This is a genomic window from Dyadobacter linearis, from assembly GCF_907165045.1.
Lineage (GTDB): Bacteria > Bacteroidota > Bacteroidia > Cytophagales > Spirosomataceae > Dyadobacter > Dyadobacter linearis.
This window is the reverse complement of record NZ_CAJRAU010000006.1, coordinates 292,739-314,372: the sequence shown is the minus strand read 5'-3', so window position 1 is coordinate 314,372 and position 21,634 is coordinate 292,739. Positions and strand designations below refer to the sequence as shown.

General features: G+C 49.1%; 15 protein-coding genes and 1 pseudogene. 8 read left to right on the top strand and 8 right to left on the bottom strand.

Translation table 11 applies throughout. The features are described 5' to 3' along the window. Positions 1–16: 16 nt before the first annotated feature. Positions 17–541, top strand: coding sequence for an antibiotic biosynthesis monooxygenase (locus KOD92_RS20485; RefSeq protein WP_215235458.1), 525 nt, complete (start codon positions 17–19; stop codon positions 539–541). Here the strand turns inward: KOD92_RS20485 and KOD92_RS20480 are convergent. Both KOD92_RS20480 and KOD92_RS20475 read right to left on the bottom strand, forming a co-directional pair. Then, positions 538–1,557, bottom strand: coding sequence for a virulence RhuM family protein (locus KOD92_RS20480; RefSeq protein ID WP_215235457.1), 1,020 nt, complete (start codon positions 1,555–1,557; stop codon positions 538–540). The two genes, KOD92_RS20485 and KOD92_RS20480, sit on opposite strands and share 4 nt — an antisense overlap. Before the next feature lie 201 nt (positions 1,558–1,758). Continuing rightward, the gene (locus KOD92_RS20475) at positions 1,759–2,562 is read right to left on the bottom strand and encodes an SDR family NAD(P)-dependent oxidoreductase (protein ID WP_215235456.1); all 804 of its coding nucleotides are present in this window, start codon (positions 2,560–2,562) and stop codon (positions 1,759–1,761) included. Positions 2,563–2,678: 116 nt separating this feature from the next. Here KOD92_RS20475 and KOD92_RS20470 point away from each other — a divergent pair, with 116 nt between their 5' ends. The 6 genes and pseudogenes from KOD92_RS20470 to KOD92_RS27455 form a co-directional block, all read left to right on the top strand. Next, a complete protein-coding gene (locus KOD92_RS20470; protein ID WP_215235455.1) occupies positions 2,679–3,281 on the top strand; it encodes a hypothetical protein in 603 nt (200 codons plus the stop codon). Positions 3,282–3,431: 150 nt separating this feature from the next. Then, positions 3,432–4,406, top strand: a complete 975-nt coding sequence (locus KOD92_RS20465) for a sugar phosphate isomerase/epimerase family protein (RefSeq protein WP_215235454.1) — start codon at positions 3,432–3,434, stop codon at positions 4,404–4,406. A gap of 19 nt (positions 4,407–4,425) precedes the next feature. Further along, on the top strand, positions 4,426–4,884 hold the full coding sequence (locus KOD92_RS20460) for a hypothetical protein (protein WP_215235453.1): 459 nt from the start codon (positions 4,426–4,428) through the stop codon (positions 4,882–4,884). A gap of 10 nt (positions 4,885–4,894) precedes the next feature. Continuing rightward, positions 4,895–5,503: a Crp/Fnr family transcriptional regulator gene (locus tag KOD92_RS20455; protein ID WP_215235452.1), complete on the top strand. Its 609-nt coding sequence runs from the start codon at positions 4,895–4,897 to the stop codon at positions 5,501–5,503. 78 nt (positions 5,504–5,581) lie between these two features. After that, positions 5,582–6,709: an oxidoreductase gene (locus KOD92_RS20450; RefSeq protein ID WP_215235451.1), complete on the top strand. Its 1,128-nt coding sequence runs from the start codon at positions 5,582–5,584 to the stop codon at positions 6,707–6,709. Positions 6,710–6,800: 91 nt separating this feature from the next. Continuing rightward, positions 6,801–7,862: pseudogene (locus KOD92_RS27455) on the top strand (sulfatase family protein); the annotation flags it as partial. A gap of 332 nt (positions 7,863–8,194) precedes the next feature. On the opposite strand, the gene KOD92_RS20445 reads toward KOD92_RS27455, so the two are convergent. From KOD92_RS20445 to KOD92_RS20420, 6 genes are all read right to left on the bottom strand, one after another. Next, positions 8,195–10,120 (bottom strand): heparinase II/III domain-containing protein, encoded by a 1,926-nt coding sequence (locus KOD92_RS20445; protein WP_215235450.1) that lies wholly within the window; start codon positions 10,118–10,120, stop codon positions 8,195–8,197. A gap of 101 nt (positions 10,121–10,221) precedes the next feature. Further along, a complete protein-coding gene (locus KOD92_RS20440) occupies positions 10,222–11,394 on the bottom strand; it encodes an efflux RND transporter periplasmic adaptor subunit (RefSeq protein WP_229254772.1) in 1,173 nt (390 codons plus the stop codon). 20 nt (positions 11,395–11,414) lie between these two features. Next, complete coding sequence (locus KOD92_RS20435; RefSeq protein ID WP_215235448.1) at positions 11,415–15,797, bottom strand: CusA/CzcA family heavy metal efflux RND transporter; 4,383 nt, start codon at positions 15,795–15,797, stop codon at positions 11,415–11,417. Positions 15,798–15,875: 78 nt separating this feature from the next. Continuing rightward, positions 15,876–16,196 (bottom strand): DUF6660 family protein, encoded by a 321-nt coding sequence (locus KOD92_RS20430; RefSeq protein WP_215235447.1) that lies wholly within the window; start codon positions 16,194–16,196, stop codon positions 15,876–15,878. A gap of 74 nt (positions 16,197–16,270) precedes the next feature. After that, positions 16,271–17,083: an MOSC domain-containing protein gene (locus KOD92_RS20425; RefSeq protein WP_215235446.1), complete on the bottom strand. Its 813-nt coding sequence runs from the start codon at positions 17,081–17,083 to the stop codon at positions 16,271–16,273. Beyond that, positions 17,077–18,801 (bottom strand): FAD/NAD(P)-binding protein, encoded by a 1,725-nt coding sequence (locus KOD92_RS20420; RefSeq protein WP_215235445.1) that lies wholly within the window; start codon positions 18,799–18,801, stop codon positions 17,077–17,079. The genes KOD92_RS20425 and KOD92_RS20420 overlap by 7 nt, the downstream gene beginning before the upstream one ends. A 240-nt stretch (positions 18,802–19,041) precedes the next feature. Here KOD92_RS20420 and KOD92_RS20415 point away from each other — a divergent pair, with 240 nt between their 5' ends. Further along, complete coding sequence (locus KOD92_RS20415; RefSeq protein WP_215235444.1) at positions 19,042–21,621, top strand: TonB-dependent receptor; 2,580 nt, start codon at positions 19,042–19,044, stop codon at positions 21,619–21,621. Positions 21,622–21,634: the final 13 nt, after the last annotated feature.

Here is a 21,634-nt window from a genome sequence, read left to right as displayed (position 1 = left end):
CAAAATTACACGAACTATGCCCATTCACGTCTCCATTACGCGCAAGGTTCTTCCGGGAAGAGAAGCGGAATTCAAAGAGGCGCTTCGCCGGTTTCTGGGCGAATCCTTTTTGCACGGGGGCGTGCAGGGCGCGGGTATGATCACGCCGCTGCCAGGAGACGACAGCGGGGAAATAGGTATTCTGCGGACATTCGCAGATGAAGCCGAGCGCGATGCATTCTATCATTCACAATTGTTCAAAGACTGGGAAGCATTTGCGTCAACACTGACCGAGGAGCCGAATTACCGCCAGCTTACCGGCCTGGAAGCGTGGTTCCGTGCACCTGTCCAGCCGCCGCGCTGGAAAATGGCCGTCGCTACTTTGTGCGGTGTTTATCCCACAAGTCTGTTTCTTCAATTTACCGTCGGGCCGCTTATTAAAGAGCTGCCTGCGTCACTGCGGACATTGATAATCGCCGCCTGCATGGTAGGAATATTAACCTGGATCGTGATGCCCAACGTCACGAAACTGCTGAGATCCTGGCTTCGTAGCGGGAATTAGTTCGGCGGTTGGTTTGTAATGTTCAGTTTTTTCAGTTCCTGGTCAAAGTCGCTTTCGAAGCTACGGTCTTGTCCAATCCGAAATTTTTCGAACTCTTTCTCGGCAAGTTTCAAGGCCACTTCATGGCTCACTTTTCCTGCATCCGAGAGAACCTGGTATTCATTGAACTGCAAAAAACCATCCAGCTTGGCAGCCCAGTCCGCCATTTTCATTGGAATCTGCCGTGCTGCCTGATTTTCGGCATAGTCGAGATACATGGAAACAATGCGTTGCAACTCCTTGATCTCTTTCTCGATCAGGTAATTTTTGGCGACGCCAATATCTGTTCGCTGAACTTTCCCATGGGGCGCATTTCGAAAAGTTTGCAGTCCCATATTTGGCTTTTCGGCATCTGCCCGCTCTGCGATCAGGGCGGCGGCAGTCTTCCCCGAAATGGCATAATGCAGCTTGTTTTGCACCGTCTTGAAAAATTTCACGGTAATATCTGATCCTTTCACATAGTCAATACTGCACTGCTCGTAGATGTCAGTGATTTTGAGATAAAACCGCCGCTCACTGGCGCGAATCTCGCGGATTCGTTCTAGTAACTCCTCAAAGTAATCTTTCCCAAATCGCTTACCCTGTTTAAGCCGCTCGTCGTCCAGCACAAAACCTTTGATAATAAATTCCCGCAGCGTCTTTGTCGCCCAGATCCTGAATTGTGTAGCCTGGAAGCTGTTGACCCTGTAACCAACTGCAATTACTGCATCGAGATTAAAGAAATCTACTTCACGTGCAACTTCCCTATTTCCTTCCTTCTGAACTATTCGAATTTTTCGAATAGTTGCTTCTTCTATTAATTCGCCGGACTTGTAAATTTCTTTCAGATGGTAGTTAATAGTATTCACTTCCACTGCAAACAACTCGGCTAACCGTTTCTGGCTCAACCAAAAAGTTTCATCGTTAAAAATAACTTCAACCTTAACGTGGCCGGCTGGCGAGCTATAAAAAATGATATCCGATTGCTGGTTCTCCATAGTTGTGTCGACGCAATGATGTGTTTAATTTAACTACTAACCCATTTTGATTGCGGACAATGTAAACTCTTTTTCCAGAAACTTTCTCTTTAAATGAACTAACGGTCGAAATCACTCTCAATGCAACTTTGATCTTTCGTAGCAGGAACACTCTGTAAAAAAAACGAGGCTGATTTTGAAACCAGCCTCGTTTTACATTTGCTACAAATCGTCTTTGTCCACAGGTTTTTGCTGCTCATTCATCTGTTTCGCAGAAATGCTGTCTGGCGTCACAGCGGACATTGCCATTTGCAGTTTGTTTTTCAGCCCTGATATCACCTTATCGTCGCCGGCCATTAATGCCTTGTAACCGTCCGAAGCCACATCTGCGGGATCTGCTTTGCTGCTTTCGTCCTGCACTGCCTTGCTGTCCTGCATATCCGCTTTATTGAAAAAGTCGGTATCCGTGACGCCCGGTAACAATGCGGTGACTGTAACGCCCGTCTCCCTCAATTCCTCGCGTATCCCTTCCGTAAAGGATAGAACGAATGCTTTTGTGCCGTGATAAACAGCTTGCCAAGGTCCAGGAACCTTACTCGCAATAGAAGCCAGGTTCAGAATTTTACCTGAATTTCTCGCCACCATATCTGTCAGAAAGCATTTGGTCAGGATCACCAGCGAGCCGATATTCAGGTCAATGATCTGCAATTCACGGTCGATGTCGGTCTGGTCGAATTTTCCGTAAACGCCTTGGCCGGCATTATTGACGAGCACATCAATTTCAATATCACGCTGCTTGATTTCCGCATAAAGTGAAAATGCCTGCTCGCGGTCGAAAAGGTCTTTCGGAATGATAACTATTTCAATACCAGGTTTCTGTAATAGGCTCGCAGTTTCGTGCAGTTCCGTCAAATCCCTTGCGGTGATGACCAGATTGTACCCGTCTTTCACAAATAACTTCGCCAGTTCTAATCCAATGCCGCTCGTAGCGCCGGTAACAAGTGCGTATTTTCCTGTATTTTCCATAATTCTAAGGATAGTTTGTTGATCTGAAACGTGTGTTCAATCTAAAAACCGTGCCAAAATCCGGCTGGCATATTTCTTTTCAGATCCGGCCAACTTCACAATAAAAAATTTGAAAAATGGACGAGAAAAACTATACAGGCGCCGTGCCCGAAAATACAGACGGCAGCGTCGTCAACGCAGAAAGTAAAAAGGATTTGTCAACCATCGAAGAAGCTCGTAACCTTTATCAGGTTGCCAGAGAAAGGTTGTTGGACGTAAATAACTGGGGCAAAACAGGTAGCGCCGGAGAGTTTGCATTGATGGACCAGGCCGGGAATCCGTTGCAGCAAAATGCGGAGGAAGGGCTATTGATCCGCATAGATGTACCCGGCCCGGGCACGAAAGCGGCCGATGGTTTCGACTGGGTAAGGATCGAAAAGGTCAAGAATTTCGAGTCCGAGGACGTGCAAAGTCTGGCGATCCGCGTGCGCCCCGTGGCTGCGCCGACATCAGACGAGGAAGCGCCTGCTCATTTTTATTCGGAGAAATCAACAAGCACATTTACGGTAACAAGGGAATTTCAAACGGTTACCGCGGGCATTTACGACCGGGATCTGGAAGAAAATGTTGAGGCAGAAAACCTGATAGATAAGGTGAGGAATGCAGTGACAGGCTTTTTTGGGAAAGAGATATTCTCAAAAATACAGTGGCAGTCATTTGCCGAGGACCTGATCCGATAGAAAATGGCACTTGGTGAAGGGGTTTTTGTATAAAAAAGGCAAGGGTAGGATGGGGTAGTGTCTTTGAAAATATGCTTTGTATATTAAGCTGTTTTGCAAGACCGCACATCGGTCAAAGCTATTCCATTCAACCACCATTCACCTTTTCCTATGAAAAATTTTGACGTATCTGAAAGCGCTGATTCACGACGTTCTTGGTTCAAGAAAACCGCTGTGCTGGGCTCTGCCTTATTAACCGGCTCACTAGCAGAAGCAGCCCCCGAAGCCAAACTGGCGGCTACAAGACGCTTGCCGATTGCCGTTTCGACCTATTCATACTGGCCGCTCTCCGGCCCCAAGTACCCGATCAAAAATGTGATCGAAGACGCGGCCCGCCTCGGTTTCGACGGAGTGGAAATTCTGCACAGATCCATGGAAGAAGATACGGTGGCGTACCAGAACAAATTGAAGCGCATCGCCTTCGATAACGGCATGGCGCTCCCGCTGCTTTCTATCCACCAGAATTTCCTGCAACCCGACGTCGCCAAGCGGAAAGCGGATATTGAGCATACCTATAAATGCATTGATATGGCGTCGCAAATGGGCATTCCCTGCGTGCGAATGAACACCGGTTCCTGGGGTACGGTTAAAAATAAGCGGCAAACCGACTACTATACCCACGGCGTAGAACCACCGATTGAAGGATATACCGACGAAGATGGGATCAAATGGACGATTGACGGAATGGGGGAGTGTTTGCAATATGCTGAGAAACAAGGTATTGTGCTCGCGCTGGAAAATCATTGGGGGCTTTCTTCTAACATTGAATATCTGCTGAGAATGTACAATGCGCTGAAAAGCTCGCCTTCCATGGGTTTGAACGTAGATACCGGCAATTTTGTAGGCGAACCTTACGCTGGCCTGGAAAAACTGGCTCCCTACGCCACGATCGTTCAGGCAAAAACGTATTTCGGCGGAGGTACATTTTATGATAAAGCAATGGACTACGATCGGATCGGTAAGATATTCCAGAAAGCGAATTATAAAGGTTTTGTTTCACTTGAAATGGAAGGGAAAGAAGACCCGAAAACATCCGTCCCGAAAAGTCTCGAAATGTTGAGAAAGGCATTCACATTCACGGTTTGATAAAAGCTGTTACTATTCTATGCTTGAAGCTGTCGTTGTTATCACGTTTATCGGTTATATCCTTTACCTGCGGAATTACTCAGACCTTCGCTCCAAGTCAGAAAAAGAGCAGGCTGATATTCCTCAAAACCGCCAATCGCCATTTCTCGACAAAAAACTGATCGCCGGTCTTGTGATGGTGGTTTTTACAAGTGTTCTGGTTGTGGCTGTGGTGAAGCAGGCTGAAAGTGTGCACATGCCTTATCTCGTCGCAGTTTGTGCGGCTATTGCGATTGGATTTGCGGAACCCAGAAAAGGTTGGTTTCTGGCATTGGTGCAGTCTGTGCTGGTACTAAGCGGCTACTTTTTGTTTACCAAACTACCCGAAACAACCAGTGCCACAGAGCTCGAAAATTTCAGTCTCTACGGGTCTGTTATCCTCACATTTGTGGCCAGTTTTTTGGGAGGATTTATGAAAAGGGCGCTCAATATGAACTAGCAATCAGTCAATGCAAAACGACGATTTCAAAACCATTATCAATCATTTTCTGAAACGCATTCCGCTTACGCCGGAAGAGCAGGAATACGTGTGTTCGCTGATCAAAATCCGCCATTTATTACCGCGACAATACCTGGTGCAGCAGGGCGAAGTCTGTCGGTTTGAATCCTTTGTAGTAAAGGGTTTTCTGAGATCTTTTTATGTGGATTCAAAAGGAAATGACTTCACGCTGCATTTTGCAATGGAAGACTGGTGGATCTCCGACTCGGCGAGTTTCGTGCGGGAAATACCTGCTACCAGAAATATCGTCGCATTGGAACCGACCACGGTCTTGCAGCTGGATAAAGTGTCCATTGAAATGCTCTACCGGCAGGTTCCGGTTTTCGAACGGTTTTGGCGGATTATGAATGAAAGCGCCTGTCTGGCTCAGGATGAGCGGATATTGAATGCGATTATGATGAGCGGAGCAGCGCGTTATGAGGCGCTTTTAAGTAAATATCCCGGAATTGAGCAGCGACTTCCGCAGCGGCATATTGCTTCCTATCTCGGTATTACGCCAGTTTTTTTGAGCAAAATCAGGAAAGTGAAACCGGCTAAATCAGCAGAAAAATTAAACTAGTTTAATGCCATTTCTTAAATTAGTTATTCCCCGCACCTGACTGCTAACATGGAAATTTGTATCAAAAATACAAACGAAATGAAAGCTCAGAAATCTCCATTATTCAATCCTGTTTACATTAAAGACAGGCGGTTACCGAACCGGTTTGCAGTTGCGCCGATGACGCGCGTAAGCGCAGATGCTGCCGGGGTTCCAACTTCGCAGATGCGTGATTACTACGCTGCTTTCGCCAAAGGCGGATTTGGAATGATCATCACGGAAGGTACTTACACAGACAATCTGTACAGTCAGGCGAGCGCCAACCAGCCCGGGTTGACCGACACTGCGCAACTTGCTGGCTGGAAGAATGTTGTGCAGAAAGTGAAGCGATCCGATACTGTATTTATCAGCCAGTTAATGCACGCCGGTGCACTTTCCCGGTTTCTCGAAAATACGATCGCCCCTTCCGCAGTGCTACCCTTGGACAGCCTCCCGACTGAATCAGAAATGCGGGAAAAACCTTATCCTATGCCGCGGGAAATGGATTTTGAAGACATGGAAAAGATCCGGGAAGGTTTTGTAAAGGCAGCATTACTGGCTCAGGAAGCGGGTTTTGACGGAGTGGAGCTGCACGCAGCAAACGGCTATCTGTTCGACCAGTTTATTACACCCGAGACGAACCAGCGTGCGGACAATTACGGCGGCCCCGTCGAAAACCAGCTGCGGCTGCTCGCGGAGGTTTTTAATGCGATCAAAAAAGTGGTGAAACCGGATTTTTTGATCGGAATCCGCTTTTCTGAGGGAAAAGTGAATGACCTTGCCTACCGCTGGGAAGGAGGCGCTGAAACTGCCCGCGCCATTTACAGAGAAGTTGCGAAAATCAAACCGGACTACATTCACATTGCTGCGGAAGGCGGGAAATGGGCGCGGGAATGCTTGTTCCCCGACGGAAGCTCTTCCAATTCTATCGCGCGTGAACTTGCGGGAGTACCGGTGATCGCGAACGGCGGCATGCACGATCAAGACCTCGCGCAAAAGTTGCTGTCAACCGGCCACGCCGATTTAATCTCAATTGGCCGCGCAGCAATCGCAAACCCCGATTTTCCAAATAAAATATTGACTGCGCAGGAAGTAGTACCGTTTGACCCTGGCATGATCACGCCTGAGATAACACTGGCAAATACGAGGGAGTATTGGGCGCAAATAGGTCAGGAGTGGCTATCTTAATAGCATTTCGTAGCTTTCTCTACTAATTTAGTAGGATTTGTGGTGGTGAAGTTTAATTTGCGACTTTAATACAATCAGGTAACATTGATTTATGAAACTGAAACACTTAGGTCTGGCGTTCATAATTTTCTTACTGACACCCACCACCCAAGCCCAAACCACCAAGCCCAATATCATCATCATAATGGCCGATGATCTCGATAGCAGGCAGTTAAGCTGTTATGGCGGAAAAAATCTGAAAACGGTTCACATCGATGCATTGGCCCAGGAAGGCTTGAAATTTACGAACCTGATCGCGTCGGAAGCGATGTGCGTGCCTACGCGGGCTTCTCTTTTTACAGGTTTGTATCCGGTGAAACATGGTTCTTTTCAAAATCACAAGCCCGTTTATGATCACCTGAAAAGCGTCGGACATTACCTGGGAGACTTGGGTTACAGGGTCGGATTAACCGGCAAAGACCACGTTACCAAGCCGAAAAGCGTATTTCCTTTCGATATCATAACCGGCTTCGAGCCGAACTGCGTCGCGCCGACGGACGAGTACCAATTGGGTGATATCAAGAAATACATTACCACCTCTGAGAAACCATATTGCCTTTTCGTGATGAGCATTAACCCGCACATGCCCTGGACAGTTGGGGATACTTCGGAATTTAATGCAGCAAATTTGATTTTGCCGAAAGACTGGGTCGATACACCGGTGACGCGCAGGCAATATGTAAAGTACCTCGCCGAAATCAGGCGGCTCGACGATCAGGTGGGCGATATCCAGGGGCTGCTCAAAGAAACGGGTCAGGACAAGAATACGATCGTGATCTTTCTGGGAGAACAAGGCGCACAAATTCCCGGAGCAAAATGGAGTTTATACGATTCCGGCCAGCGGAGCTCGATGATCGTCAAGTGGCCGGGAAATGTAAAAGCGGCTACTGAAACGGCAGCGATGGCTCAATATGAGGATATTACGCCAACGCTCATCGACATTGCAGGTGGAAAAACGATTACAGAGCTCGACGGAAAAAGCTTCCTGCCTACTATTTTGGGAAAAAGTAAAGGTGAACGTAAATATGCATTTGGCATTCATAATAATATTCCGGAAGGTGATCCTTACCCCATTCGCAGTATTCGTGATGACCGCTATAAGCTGATTCTGAACCTGATAGCGGATAAACCTTACTATAACAAGTTTATGATGAACCGCGAGCGTAAGGACCGAAATACCGTTTGGTTTTCGTGGCTTGCCGAAGCAGAGACGAACCCAGCTGCAAAAAAGCTGACGGACCGTTTTGAAAACCGCCCGCCCGTTGAATTCTTCGATACGCAAAAAGACCCTTTCGAACTAAATAATCTGGCCGGCGATCCAACCTATCAGAAAAGGATCACAGCTCAAAAACGAGCTGCAAAATTGGATGAAGCAGCAGGGAGATGCGGGCGCGGAGATCGACAAGGTTTATGCCAAGAAGCCTTGAGTAACCTGCCCGCCCGGGATTACTCCTTCGTATCAAACACCAGCAAATACTTCCCTTTCTGTTTTAACTGCTTGCTCGCCAGCACAATGCGGGTCACTGGCCGGCTGTCCCATTTGGTTTTGAAACTTTCGTATTCCATTCCGTCCGTAGATGGTAGCTCCGTGGAAACGGTCCAGGATTTTGGGTCGTAAGAAAGTGTCAGGTTTGTGTCCGCTGCGCCTTTTAATTTGACTTTGCCCGGCTCAGAAGTGTCCACGTCGCAGACCGTCATGAATATCTGCTGCACAGATTCTGGCTGGGTTTTGAGGTTGTAATCTTCTGAAATCTCCACCTGATTTTTGACCCTGTTGAGCCGCACCAGCCGATTCCAGGAAGTAATGCCAGCCTCGGGCGGATACGCGGCCGCAATGTCCATTTGCAGACTTGCTTCCTCCGCATTCAAAGTACTTTTAACCGATCTTGCTTCAAACTTGCGCCCCGCTTTTTGACCTATCCCATTCACAATCGGCAGGTTATGGTATTCCGATTGTGTAAACCACAGCTCGTAACGTTTGTTGGAAAATGTCCGCGCAGTATAGTTTCCCCGGCCCGCATCCACGATCATCGGCTGGCCTTTGACATAGATAATAAAATCGCCCACGTCATTATGATTGTGACTTTCGGCATTGTGGCCGCCGTGGGTTGCCAGAAAAAGCCCGTTTCCAGCGCGGGCTGTCAGTACCTGAATATCGCTGATCCACGCATCCTGAACGGGTTTTAACGTAACCTTTTCAGTGCTCATTTTATTGATTGTCAGTAAATTTTCAATTTTTCTCGGGCGATGAAATCCTTCGGGTGAAGTAGATACACCAGGAAAATCCTGAAACGCCCACTGTCCCATTTCTACCAGCTTTTCGTCTTTTACAGCTTTTCCGAGCCGGTACAGCAGCAGCCCGTCGGGGCGAAGTTTGGGGTCGGCGTCTGCGAAATTCACAAAGTAGTGACCGTCAATATGCGTTTTATACACATAGGAAGCCATTTTTTTGATGATATCCTCCTTGTAAATGTCGATTTTTGAGTTCGTCGCGCCGGCAAGCAGTTCCAGACAGTCGTACACGCTCGCGCCAGCCGCAAACCAGTAACTTGGCCCTTCGTCGCAGCCGCCATCTACGCCCAAACTATTAATATACCGATCCAGCCCCACCATAGACCCGCGTACCATTTCAGCCCGACGCTTTTCATCTTTTTCGAGCAATAGGGTAGCCGCGATCCAGTTGGACATAATCCACGGATTCCAGTTGTTCACTTCCTTCGTTTTGCTCATCCACACAAATTCATCGCCGTAAGTCTGCATCGGGATGAATATCCTTCTATTAGTTTCAAAATAAATACGTTTCCTGATCAGCGGGTTGATCTTATCCAGCTTCTCGCCCGTAAAATGGTCTGCATATCCCAAAACCGCCGCTGTTTCTGCTGCAAAAAGGTCGACGATCGGCTTCTCCGGATCAGGCAGACCCGCTTTCCCGATATGTGCCGGCACGCCCCAAAAACTCTCTTCACAAATCGACCAAACCCCATTCATGATCGCCTCGGTAAACCTGCCTTTATCCTCCATACTCTCTGCGAGGACCAGTTTCGTCAGCACATTCCGCTTATCAAAAGAAATTGCGGAATGCCGCAGCCGGTCGCCGGAGCGCACAAAATCGAGGGAGATACTGGCTGAAACGGGTTCGAACTTATATTCAAGAAGTTTCTCCGCTTCGTTGATGATCCGCGCCAGCACAGAATCCGGAACCGCCGCTTTCCAGGCAGCCGGATCGGTCGGGTAGGGTTTCCACTGGTCACGCGGCACGAGCATTTGTTGCACGGATTCAATGGGATAAGCCTTTTCCAGGATATTGCGAGAGGTAATCTGCGCTGTGGCGCTCCATGCGCCCAGCAAGAGGAGGAACAGAATCTTCTTCATGTTAAGAGTTTTAGGTTGGCGTCTGCCCAAAGGATTTTGGCAGACGCCCCTATAAGTCTTTTTCAGCGCCCGTTCTACTCCCGTTTTGCGCTGCCGCCTGCCTAGTGTGCGTGACCTTCTTCCTCGGAATTTTTGAGTTTTGAAAGCAATGCATAGGCTCCATTGACCACAATACCCGCCTTTTCAATCTCTGTATTCCCCGTCGCGGTGATCTGTGTAACGCCGTTTTCCGAAATGCCTTTTGTTACTTCCGTCATCTCAAAATGCGTATCGTTACCCTCTTTTTCTTTTTGGATAAAAACATAAGACTTACCTTCAAAATCGACGATCGCCTGATCGGGCAATGCGGGTAGCGGCCTGGCGCCGGTTTCAATTGTTGCTTTTACGAAATTTTGAGGTAAAAGTCCGGGATCATCTTTTTCAAGGTGACAATGCACGCGCACGGTGCGGTCTTCATTTATTTTCTGGTTGATCAGATACACCTTGGCCAGATGCTCCTTTTGCGGATTGTTGCTGACCGTAAACCGCACCAGCTGGCCGAGTTTCATTCTGGGGATATCCTGCTCAAAAACAGACAGTTCCACATGCAAATGGTCAGTATCGACGATCTCGAACATGACATCGGTCGGGTTTACATACTTCCCGATATTCACATTCACTGTGGTTACCGAGCCGCTGATCGGCGCGTAAATGGCAGCACGATTGCTGATCGTACCCTTTTCCAGCGCAGTCAGATCGATACCGGCGGTTTTCAATCGTTCGCGCAGACCAGCCAGTCTTGATTTCTGAATTTTCACTTCGGAAGCCGCCTGTTGCAGGATTTTTTGCGCATTGATATTCTCTTTACTTAACTCCGTCTGCCGCGCCAGGTCCAGCTGTGCGTATTCCAGCTTGCTTTCTGTTTCAAGATAATCCTGTTGGATCTGAATAAAATCCGGATTCTCAATCGTCGCGATCAGTTGTCCTTTTTTGACATTCATACCTTGCAAAAGATCCGTTTTACGAACAAAACCACCCAGGGGAGCCGAGATACTGACCAGGTTTTGGGGTGGAATATCGATCACACCATTCGCATTGATCACATCGCTGAGGCTGCGCATACTGACCGCGCCCGTCCGGATCTTCGCACTCTCATACTGCGCCTGCGTCAGTTCTACCACATTGGTTTCTTCCTCATGGTGCTCGTGTTCAGCACTTTCGGGTTCTTTTTCTTCTTTTTTAGCACAAAAAGTAAGTGTCGCCAGCAGGCAGAAAAGCATTAATATATTTTTCATAAAAATTTCATTTAGCGGATTCATTGTTTGTCGAGCAGGAACTCTATTTCGATCACAGACTGGTTCAGCGAGTCGATCAATTCCAGGTAGCCGGCCCTGATCTCAAATGCGCGCGAAAATGCCTGGGCATATTCCACATAACCGATTTCGCCAGCCTCATAAGCTTTCGTCGCGCTGTTCTGGATTGCAGCGGCAAGTGTCAGCGACTGCTGTTCGTAGCGTTCAATATTCTGTTGGTCAGTTAAATAGGAGTTAAATGCCTGCGCCAGCCTGCTTTCGAGCTGCAACCGGGCCACTTCCGCCTGGTTCCTGGCGAGCTGTTCACTCACTGCCCCGGCTTTAATCCTGGCTTTCGACGCGCCATTGAAAACCGGGATCGCAATGCCCGCCTGTACACCCTGAAACCGTTTGCCGGACCCGTAAAAAATCTCGGTACCGTTTGGATTCTGGAAGCCAGTGAGCGATTGGTTGAAATAGCCGAGCGAAAAATCGGGCAGCCGGTTTGCGCGCTGTATCGCAGTGGATCTGTTCTCAATCATAATCTGCTGACGCAAAAGGCGCAGATAAGGCGAGTTGCCTAGCGCCGCAGTATCCGACAATGCAACGGTGAGACTGCGTTTGGTCAGACTATCCTCAGCCGCCTCAATCGGCTCAGTGCTGTTCAAGAGCATTTGCAGTTCCCGTTGCAGGTTTTTCAGGGCAGTCTGGTTTTGCGTAAGCCGCGTCTGTATCTCACTCTCGCCGCTTTGCGCTACTGCCTGTTCCAGCATATTGGCCTCACCACTTTTGAACCGGAGTTGTGCCGCCTTTGCAAAACGTGCCGCGCGCTCACTTTCCTGAACGAGCAGTTGCTGACTGCTTTTTACAAATAGCTGCTGGTAATACACAGATTTAATGCGCCGGATCAGCTCCGCTTTCGTGATTTCCTGTTGCACCTGCGCCCCGTCGACCTGGGCGGAAAGCAGTGCACGCCGCTTTTTCGTCACGCCCGGATTCGGCAGGGATTGCGATAGGAGAAAATGGTTGTCAAACCGGCTGCTATTGTATTGCCCGCCCATCCACATCAATTCCGTTTTAGGGATTTCAACAGCAGTACCCAGCATTGCTTTTTGATAATCGACCAGGAAAGTACCCGAGCGGATCTCCGGATTTTGGGCGGTACCCTGCTGAATAGCCTCTGCGAGAGAAAGTTGCTTTGCAGGTGTATTGCTATCCTGCGCACGAGCCCCGGTAAGTGTCGAGGTTGAAAGTAATAGGCATATAATCAATGCATTAACACTTATTTTTCTGTCAAATCTTGTCTCGATCAACCAATATAGAACCGGTAGTACCAGCAACGTCAGCAAGGTAGCCGACACGAGCCCACCGATCACCACAGTAGCGAGTGGCCGCTGCACTTCCGCGCCGGAACTGCCCGATAACGCCATTGGTAAAAACCCAAGTGAAGCCACCAGCGCCGTCATCAATACCGGGCGGAGCCGCGTTTCGGTACCTTGGAAAATGATCGTTTTCAGATCTGTGATACCCTGTTTCCGAAGAAAATTAAACTCCGCGATCAATACGATCCCGTTCAATACCGCCACGCCGAACAAGGCGATGAACCCGATCCCGGCCGAAATACTGAAAGGCATATCACGCAGCCAGAGCGCAAAAACGCCACCAATTGCCGAAAGCGGGATCGCGGAGAGGATCAGAAAACTCTGGCGCAGTGAATTGAAACTGAAATAGAGCAGCACGAAAATCAACAGAAGCGCAATCGGTACTGCGATCGCCAGGCGCGTATTCGCTTCTTTCAGATTCTCAAATTGTCCGCCATAAGTAATGTAGTAGCCGGTAGGAAGTTTCAGCTGGCTATTGATTTTGGCTTGCAGCTCGGTCACCACGCTTTCCACGTCGCGGCCGCGGACATTGAATGCGACGATAATCCGCCGTTTCGCGTCTTCGCGCTGGATCTGGTTCGCACCGGTTACCATTCCGATTTCCGCGATCTGGCCGAGCGGAACCTGCTGTCCGTGCTGGTTGGTGACAAACAGCTCTCTTACATCTTCAACCGTTTGTCGGCTGGTCTGATCGAGGCGCACCACGAGGTCGAAACGTTTTTCACCTTCATACACCAGCCCCGCGCTGCTGCCCGCGAATGCAGTATTGATCGTGCGGTTGGCGTCTTCAATATTGATCCCGAAAACGGCCATTTTGCTTCGGTCAAATTTAACTACGATCTGCGGAAGCCCGCTTACTGCCTCCAAATACAGATCTTCCGCACCTTCCACCGAGCCTGCCAGTCTTCCAATTCTCTTCGCCTGTTCGGAAAGCACAGTCAGGTCTTCGCCAAAGATCTTGACGGCAACATCCTGCTTTACACCCGAAATGAGCTCATTGAAACGCATTTGAATAGGCTGCTGAAAACCGAAAGTCACGCCGGCAATGGATTCTGAAAGGTATTGCTGCATTTTTTCCGCCAGCTCCACACGGCCTTTTGCCTGCGTCCATTCCGATTTTTCTTTTAATATGACCATCAGATCCGCGGCTTCCACGGGCATCGGGTCGGTCGGTATTTCGGAGGAGCCAATTTTACCAACTACCTCTATAACTTCGTCGGGAAACTTCTTTTTGAGCAGTGCGGCCGCTTTTTGACTGGCATCTACGGTTTCCGACAAAGAGCTGCCGGTCAGCACCCGCATTTCAACCGCGAAATCGCCTTCGTCCAGCTGCGGGATGAACTCGCCGCCCATGTTCAGAAAAAGCACGAGGCCAGCAACGAACAATATCACAGAACTTGCAACGATCAGGAGTTTTTGGTTTAATGCAAATGCCAGCGCGGGCCGGTAAAGTCTGTGAAAAAAGGCGATGATCCTGTCTGAGATATTTGGCTTATGTTCATTGAGTTTGCTTAAAAACAATGCGGAGGCCATTGGAACATAGGTGATTGACAAAATGAAGGCACCCAGAATTGCGAAGCCAACGGTCTGCGCCATCGGGCGGAACATTTTTCCCTCAATACCTACCAGTGCAAGGATCGGCAGGTAAACGATCAGAATGATGATTTCCCCAAAAGCCGCGGAGTTCCTGATTTTCGAAGCAGATTCGTAAACTTCCTTATCCATTTCCCGCTGCGTGAGCCGGTGAGTAAACTTCCTGCCCGCAATATGGTGCAGAGTAGCTTCCACGATAATCACCGCCCCGTCGACGATCAGCCCGAAATCGATCGCGCCCAGGCTCATCAGGTTGCCCGAAACGCCGAAGATATGCATCATCGTGACTGCAAAAAGCATTGATAGCGGGATCACAGACGCTACTACCAGGCCCGCACGTAAATTTCCCAGCAACAAGATCAATACAAAAATGACAATCAGCGCGCCTTCAATCAGGTTTCTCGAAACCGTAGCGATCGCCTTGTCGACCAGCTTTGTCCTGTCCAGAAACGGTTCGATCACCACACCCTCGGGCAGCGTTTTGCTGATCTGCGCCACACGCTCTTTCACGTGGCCGATCACTTTCGACGCATTTGCGCCTTTGAGCATCAGTACCAGTCCACCCACCACTTCGCCCTCGTCGTTGCGGGTCATCGCGCCGTACCTCACCGCCGATCCAAACTGCACTTTGGCGATATCGCGGATCAGCACGGGCAGTCCGTTTGCCGTTTCTTTTACCTGAATACTTTCAATATCCTGAATGCTTCCTATTAAACCCTCACTCCGGATCGAATACGCATTCGGTTTTTTGTCAATGTAAGCGCCGCCGGTATTCTGGTTGTTTTTTTCCAATGCAGAAAAAACCTCCGACATCGATATTTGCGCACTCCTTAACTTAAAGGGATCAATCGCGATCTCGTATTGTTTCAAAAAACCGCCAAAGCTGCTCACATCGGCCACACCTTCTGTGCCCAGCAACTGCCGGCGCACGATCCAGTCCTGAATGCTGCGCAGTTCCATCGGCGGATATTTGTCCTCGAAACCCTTTTTGGTGTGCAACACATATTGATAGATTTCACCCAGCCCCGTCGTGACAGGTGCGAGTGAGGGCATACCGACGCTAGGCGGAATCTGTTGCGCCGCACCTTGCAGCCGCTCCGATACCTGCTGACGCGCCCAGTAAACGTCGATTTTATCCTGAAAAACAATGGTAACCACCGACAGCCCAAACCTGGAAATCGACCGGATCTCTTCGGTGTAAGGAATCGTCGCTATCGCCGTTTCAACAGGAAAAGTGACCAGCCGCTCCACTTCCTGCGCCGCGAGCGACGGGCTGGTGGTAATGATCTGCACCTGGTTATTGGTAATATCCGGCACCGCATCGATCGGCAATCGGGTAAAAGAATATACCCCGGCGGCGATCAGTGCGAATGTTAACAAACCGATGATCAGCTTGTTATGAATTGAGAAATGAATGATCTTATCTAACATCTGAGCTTAGATTGCGTGTAAAAAATGTTACCGCCGAAGACAAGTCCGGCAGTTAACAAACCCAAAAAAGTGGATACACTAAGCCCTGGGCGGTTGCCAGATCGCGCTCAGATTTTCGCTCATACCCGGTGCCAGGTACGCGTAAGATCTGTCATTGAAGAAAGGGGAGGAAGAAATTTCCGGCAGGGAGCCAGGTACCTGTTGCAAGGTTATGCCTGCGCAGCAAGCGCAAATGCAGAACGGGGAACACAGATCGACAGCTTCCTGCCCGTTGTCGTGGGTATTGGTACTGATACTGGTAATTTGATCTTCATGAAGCACAGCGATGACCTCATCCTGGCAGGGAATGCAGGAAAGCAGGATCGTGTAGAGCGCCAGAATGTAATTTGCGAGCATCATGTGCGGCAAATATAGTGCGATAACTGATGCAACAGGGAGTCAGATCACATTTGGGTCGGGATTAAATGCAGAGGTCAATGGAGTATTTCGACTGCGTCGCCCGTTCGGATTATTCCTTCTCCGCTGCCGGTAACGTTTTGTCCAAATATGATGTGTCTTTCCTGCCGGCGAAACTTAGAAAGTGTCCGCAGCGGTTCCAGTCCTTTTCTTCCCGTTTCCTGGTTGATCGTAACTACAACGCAGCGCTCGCAAGGCGAGATCAGGTCAAATCCAATACCCGAAATGCGAATCGATTTCCAGGTATCTTCTGCAAATGCAGCTGCACCGCCGATCACGAAATTAGGACGGAAGCGATTCATTCCAACGGGCTCGGGAAGGCGGCTATTGAGATCGTTGAGGGATTCTGAGGAGGTTAACAAAAAAGGAAAATCATCTGCGAAACTGATCAGGGAAGATTCTTTGCCACCAATAGCAGGCGATCTTCTGTCTGCGTTTTCTGAAAGCGCCACAATGCGTACCTGCCTTTGCAGCTGGGCACTGAGCCAATCGTCGGCAGTTTTGGAAACGGTTTGCGCGGGTACCCAGTCTTTCCATATCCTGACAGTAACTTCCATTGAAGTATCAGGCTGGAACGATACTTTCACCGCATTTGTGGGATAATTCCGATGGGAGAGGAGCAGGCCGTTTTCAAGGATAGCCACATCGATCAGCGCCATTTCAGGATGTGACCTTTGCGTCAAAAACTTACCTTCTTCGTCCACGATCAGCCAGCGCCGGTCATATTGTAACCCGCGCTCCTCCACCTGCGCCGTTTCCAATCTGACGCCACCCAGTGACTTAACGGGGTAAACCCAAATCTCAGACAAAAACGGCCCCAATGCTACCATGAAGCCGTTTCTTCTAATTTCTCAACAATAAATTGTGAAGCCTGTTCGCAGAAATCAAGTCCGGAATAGTCGGGATTGTGACCGCCGATATGGGGCACTGCCATAATGAACAAGCGCTCGTTGGCTGCGCCATATTCATTCACCACCTGGAAGCAATCATTGATCGCCACGCCGGGTACTTTCAGGAAATAGTCCCCGTGCGAGTTGGTGATCACATCCTCATTGCCTTCATCCATCAGTTTTTTACCCACTTCTCCTGACTTGAAGCAAATATGCGCCGGGCTTACAGTTCTTTTTAATACCAAACCTTTGAATGGAAATTCCTCGTAGGAAAAGTGGCGCTGCCCCGAACAATCCACATAGGTTTTGTACGAAACGTTGTGCTTCTTACCTTGTTCATCGACGTAACGGTACACAATACCGCCTTCCTTTTTCGGCTCCACTTTGCCTTCCTGGCCGACAGCTACCATTTCCAGTCTCCCGGCGTCGTGCAATGCAAAAAGCTCGTCGCAGGAGCTTTGCGGGACAAACGCGATAACCGTCGCGATCAGCGGCATCAGCACTTTTCCGAGGCGCATCGTATCTTCGGCAGAAATATATTTGGCAGGATAGTTGATGGAAAAACTCAGCTCTGCCAGTATCTCCTTCCAATACACCGATTTGCGCTCTTCGATCGATTTTTTTGCCTCCTTGTATTCATCCTTAAACAGCTCAAACGGCGGCTTGCCCTCGCGCATATCCATCACGGTATGTACGAATTCCTCGATCTTCATATCCTTAATGCGACGATAAAGCTTCGGGTCCCACTTTTTGAATGCGTCTTTGAAGTTCTTTTCAAAAATGTAATCGAGAGAAAGAAAACCGCCGTTCTTCTTCATATTATCTGCCACTTCCTTGTCCGTCAGCAGCGAGTCGCTGGTTATCCGAGGTTCGTCTAGGTGAAACCGGATCGCAGGAAGCAGGCCGCTCCGTGAATGCAGCACCAGCTTGAATTTGGGGCTGTCTTCGTTAGGTATATACATCAATTTATCCTCCTCAACCCATTCAAACCGGCCGTTTTCACGCGCGAGCGTCCGTATCGCGTCAATTGCAGTCAGGGACGAACCTTTGATCGCCACCGGGTGGTCGATCGCCAGCCGCAGCTTGGCGGGCGGGTAGGGTGACGCGAAATAACCCGGTATTTCGCCTTCATACTTCTCCGGCCATTTGTGCCCGGTACAAATGATCACCCGTTCAAATTCCAGTACTGTGCCGTTTACAGCAACCTGTACCACGCCATTTTCCGGCTGATCTGCCATATCGGTCACGTCGCTGTTGTAATGTACGCGCGTTACGATCCCGTTCTTATCAGCTTCGTCCCTGAACATGGCAAATTGCGCAGCCAGGTATTCGCCGAAAAGCAGTCTTGGGAAAACCTTGTATTGTGTGAATTTCGCCGGGTCGATATTGAATTGCTTCTGCTTCGCGACAGACAGCTCCTTGATCCACTGAATGATCGAGCTGGACATCTTCGGGATCTCGTTGTGCGAAACATTGGTGATATGCTCTGTATTGGCGCCCGCTTTACTATAAGGCATTCCCGCACCCAGCATATCGCTTTTCTCAAATATGTCAATGTCAAACCTGGCAGGGGAGCGGACCAGCCGCTTGTAGACGAACAAGGCACTTGGCCCACCTCCGATAATTGCAATGCGCTTCCGCGCGGGTTTACTGGTCATAAAAAAGTGTAATTCCCTGATAGTTATATTTTGAGTGAAATATAAAAACCGCGCCAGCCAGTTTGCAGCCGTCGAACAAAATTATACTTTTATTAGACTATCAATTTGGTAGATTAAATAGTTTTAATACATTTGCCTCCGGATAGAACGCAGGAATATTCACTTCAAGCGCGATTCTAATCTACAAACTCTATATAGTTTATCGAAAACAGTATTACTACCACCAGTTTATAATTTGTTATGAAGCAACTCCTTACCTCAGTTTTCTCGGTCGTCGCTACGATCGTCATTGCCACGATCTTCCCCTCCTCCTTGCTGGCGCAGGACAATGCCGTTGTTAACTCTACATTTTCGGGAAAAGTACTTGATGGAAGCTCGGGCGAGCCGCTGGTTGGCGCTACTGTTTCTATTAAAGGAACTACCAACGGATCTACGACCGACGCTGCCGGTAACTTTTCGTTGATTACCGGCCAGAGACTGCCTTTTACACTGATTGTTACCTATGTTGGGTATGTAAGAAAAGAGGTGAATGTAAGCGCGACCAATGTGGAAATTACGCTGGACGCGAACAGCAATCAGCTTGAAGACGTGATCATTTCGTCGCGCCGCCGTCAGGAATCGGCACAGGAAGTACCTATTCCGATTTCCATTATCCGCGGATCGGCTGCGGAAGATGCTGGTGCGTTTAACGTAAACCGTCTGAAAGAACTCGTCCCTACCGTGCAGCTCTATGTATCCAATGCAAGGAACACAACCCTGAATATCCGCGGGTTAGGCTCGACTTACGGACTCACAAATGACGGGATAGATCCGGGTGTGGGCTTCTATGTGGACGGTGTTTACTACGCCCGTCCCGCCGCAACCGCTTTGGACTTTATTGATATAGAAAGAATTGAAGTATTGCGCGGACCACAGGGAACGCTCTTTGGAAAAAATACAACCGCAGGTGCTTTCAACATCACCACCCGCGGCGCTAGCTTCGATCCGGGTGGCAGCTTTGAGCTGAGCTACGGAAATTTTGGCTACATACAGGCAAAAGGATCGTTCACCGGGCCGATCAGCAAGAAACTGGCTGCACGCGTTTCATTTACCGGGACCCAGCGGAACGGGCTTTTCTTTAATGAACATACGCAGCTTCCGATCAACGATATCAACAACATCGGCGTGCGCGGACAATTCCTTTACACCCCGAGCAGCAAAGTGAATATTACAGTGATCGGTGACGTTTCTGACCAAAAACCAACCGGCTACGGCTGGCCGGTGGCGGGCGTGGTTCCGACCAAGCGCGCGGCCTACCGCCAGTTCGATGCGATCATTGCAGATCTGAATTACAAACTCCCTTATGCAAGTGCATTTGAAAGAAAGGTAGACCTGGACACACCTTCCAAAGCGGATAACAGGCTGGGCGGTGTTTCTGTGAATGCAGATATTAAAATAGGAAACGGAACACTTACTTCCACTTCGGCGTGGAGATTCTGGAAATGGGTACCATTGAATGACCGTGATTACCTTGGTCTGCCGGTATTCACGATTTCTTCGGGTAACTCGGTGCACGATCAGTGGTCCCAGGAGCTTCGTTACTCCGGGAAAATTTCTTCTAAATTAAGCGGGGTAATTGGTGTCTTCGGACTTTGGCAGGATCTGAAATCTGACCCTGTACAAACTGAGGAAGCGGGCTCGGCACAATGGCGTTTTGCCCAGAGCTCGACCAGCGAGCTGTGGAAAACACCAGGCTTGTTCGATAACTTCGGTATCCGTACTTCCAACCGCATTAAGAGCACTTCGCTCGCCGTTTTTGGTCAGGCCGACTGGTCGATTACCGACAAACTGCACGTATTGCCGGGTGTTCGTTATAACTACGACAAAAAGGTAGTGGATTATAAAAGAGAGGTTTACGGAGGTTTGCAGACCAGCGACGCTGCCCTGCTGGCACTCAAAAGAGGCGTTTATTCAGACCAGGCATTTAATACAAACTACGATCAGGGTAACTTCTCAGGACAACTTTCTTTACAGTACCGCGCTTCAAGCCGGTTCAATGCATACGCAACTTACTCTATTGGTTATAAGCCTATTGGCGTAAACGTGGGCGGCTTGCCGACAGCAAACGGTGCAGTTTTGCTAGACCTGGCGAATGTAAAGCCCGAGTATGTCGACCACAAGGAATTTGGTATCAAAACCAAACCAAGTGCCAACTCGATCCTGAACCTTACCTTCTACCGTTCCGATATCAGGGATTTTCAGACGCAGGTTCAAACTCCTGATCCGGGTGTAAACCGCGGCTACCTGGCCAATGCAGAAAAAGTGCGCGTGCAGGGTGCTGAGCTGGATGGAAATATCCGTTTCACACACTTCACTTTCAATGCGGCCGTGGCTTATACGGACGGTGAATATGTGAGCTTTAAAAATGCGCCGGTGCCCCTGGAAGAAGTAGGCGGCCCGCAGGCTTTCAAGGATATTTCGGGCGGTGTGCTGCCGGGTATTTCTAAATGGTCGGGTTCTGTGGGTGGTGAGGCGAATACAAAAGGTGCGTTTCTGGGTTTAAAAGGAAATTACTTCCTGGGAATCGACGCATTTTACCGCTCGAAATTCTCATCCAGCCCGTCGCCTTCGCAGTACCTGAATATAGAAGGTTATTCGCTGACAAACGGACGCGCCGGTTTCAGAGCTTCCAACGGACTTTCATTCTTCGTTTGGGCAAGAAATATATTCAACAAAGATTACTACGAATTGCTGCTCGCTGCGCCGGGAAGCTACGGACAATATGCAGGTATCGTGGGCGATCAGCGCACATACGGAGTGACAATGCGATATTCTTTCTGATGGTGGATTATAG

Excerpts from the sequence above, each read along its gene's own strand:
- KOD92_RS20430 (WP_215235447.1), bottom strand. The coding sequence starts at position 16,196 with ATGATGCTCGCAAATTACATTCTGGCGCTCTACACGATCCTGCTTTCC.
- KOD92_RS20420 (WP_215235445.1), bottom strand. The coding sequence starts at position 18,801 with ATGACCAGTAAACCCGCGCGGAAGCGCATTGCAATTATCGGAGGTGGG.
- KOD92_RS20440 (WP_229254772.1), bottom strand. The coding sequence starts at position 11,394 with ATGAAAAATATATTAATGCTTTTCTGCCTGCTGGCGACACTTACTTTT.
- KOD92_RS20460 (WP_215235453.1), top strand. The coding sequence starts at position 4,426 with ATGCTTGAAGCTGTCGTTGTTATCACGTTTATCGGTTATATCCTTTAC.
- KOD92_RS20455 (WP_215235452.1), top strand. The coding sequence starts at position 4,895 with ATGCAAAACGACGATTTCAAAACCATTATCAATCATTTTCTGAAACGC.
- KOD92_RS20480 (WP_215235457.1), bottom strand. The coding sequence starts at position 1,557 with ATGGAGAACCAGCAATCGGATATCATTTTTTATAGCTCGCCAGCCGGC.
- KOD92_RS20485 (WP_215235458.1), top strand. The coding sequence starts at position 17 with ATGCCCATTCACGTCTCCATTACGCGCAAGGTTCTTCCGGGAAGAGAA.
- KOD92_RS20475 (WP_215235456.1), bottom strand. The coding sequence starts at position 2,562 with ATGGAAAATACAGGAAAATACGCACTTGTTACCGGCGCTACGAGCGGC.
- KOD92_RS20465 (WP_215235454.1), top strand. The coding sequence starts at position 3,432 with ATGAAAAATTTTGACGTATCTGAAAGCGCTGATTCACGACGTTCTTGG.
- KOD92_RS20450 (WP_215235451.1), top strand. The coding sequence starts at position 5,582 with ATGAAAGCTCAGAAATCTCCATTATTCAATCCTGTTTACATTAAAGAC.
- KOD92_RS20445 (WP_215235450.1), bottom strand. The coding sequence starts at position 10,120 with ATGAAGAAGATTCTGTTCCTCCTCTTGCTGGGCGCATGGAGCGCCACA.
- KOD92_RS20425 (WP_215235446.1), bottom strand. The coding sequence starts at position 17,083 with ATGGTAGCATTGGGGCCGTTTTTGTCTGAGATTTGGGTTTACCCCGTT.
- KOD92_RS20415 (WP_215235444.1), top strand. The coding sequence starts at position 19,042 with ATGAAGCAACTCCTTACCTCAGTTTTCTCGGTCGTCGCTACGATCGTC.
- KOD92_RS20435 (WP_215235448.1), bottom strand. The coding sequence starts at position 15,797 with ATGTTAGATAAGATCATTCATTTCTCAATTCATAACAAGCTGATCATC.
- KOD92_RS20470 (WP_215235455.1), top strand. The coding sequence starts at position 2,679 with ATGGACGAGAAAAACTATACAGGCGCCGTGCCCGAAAATACAGACGGC.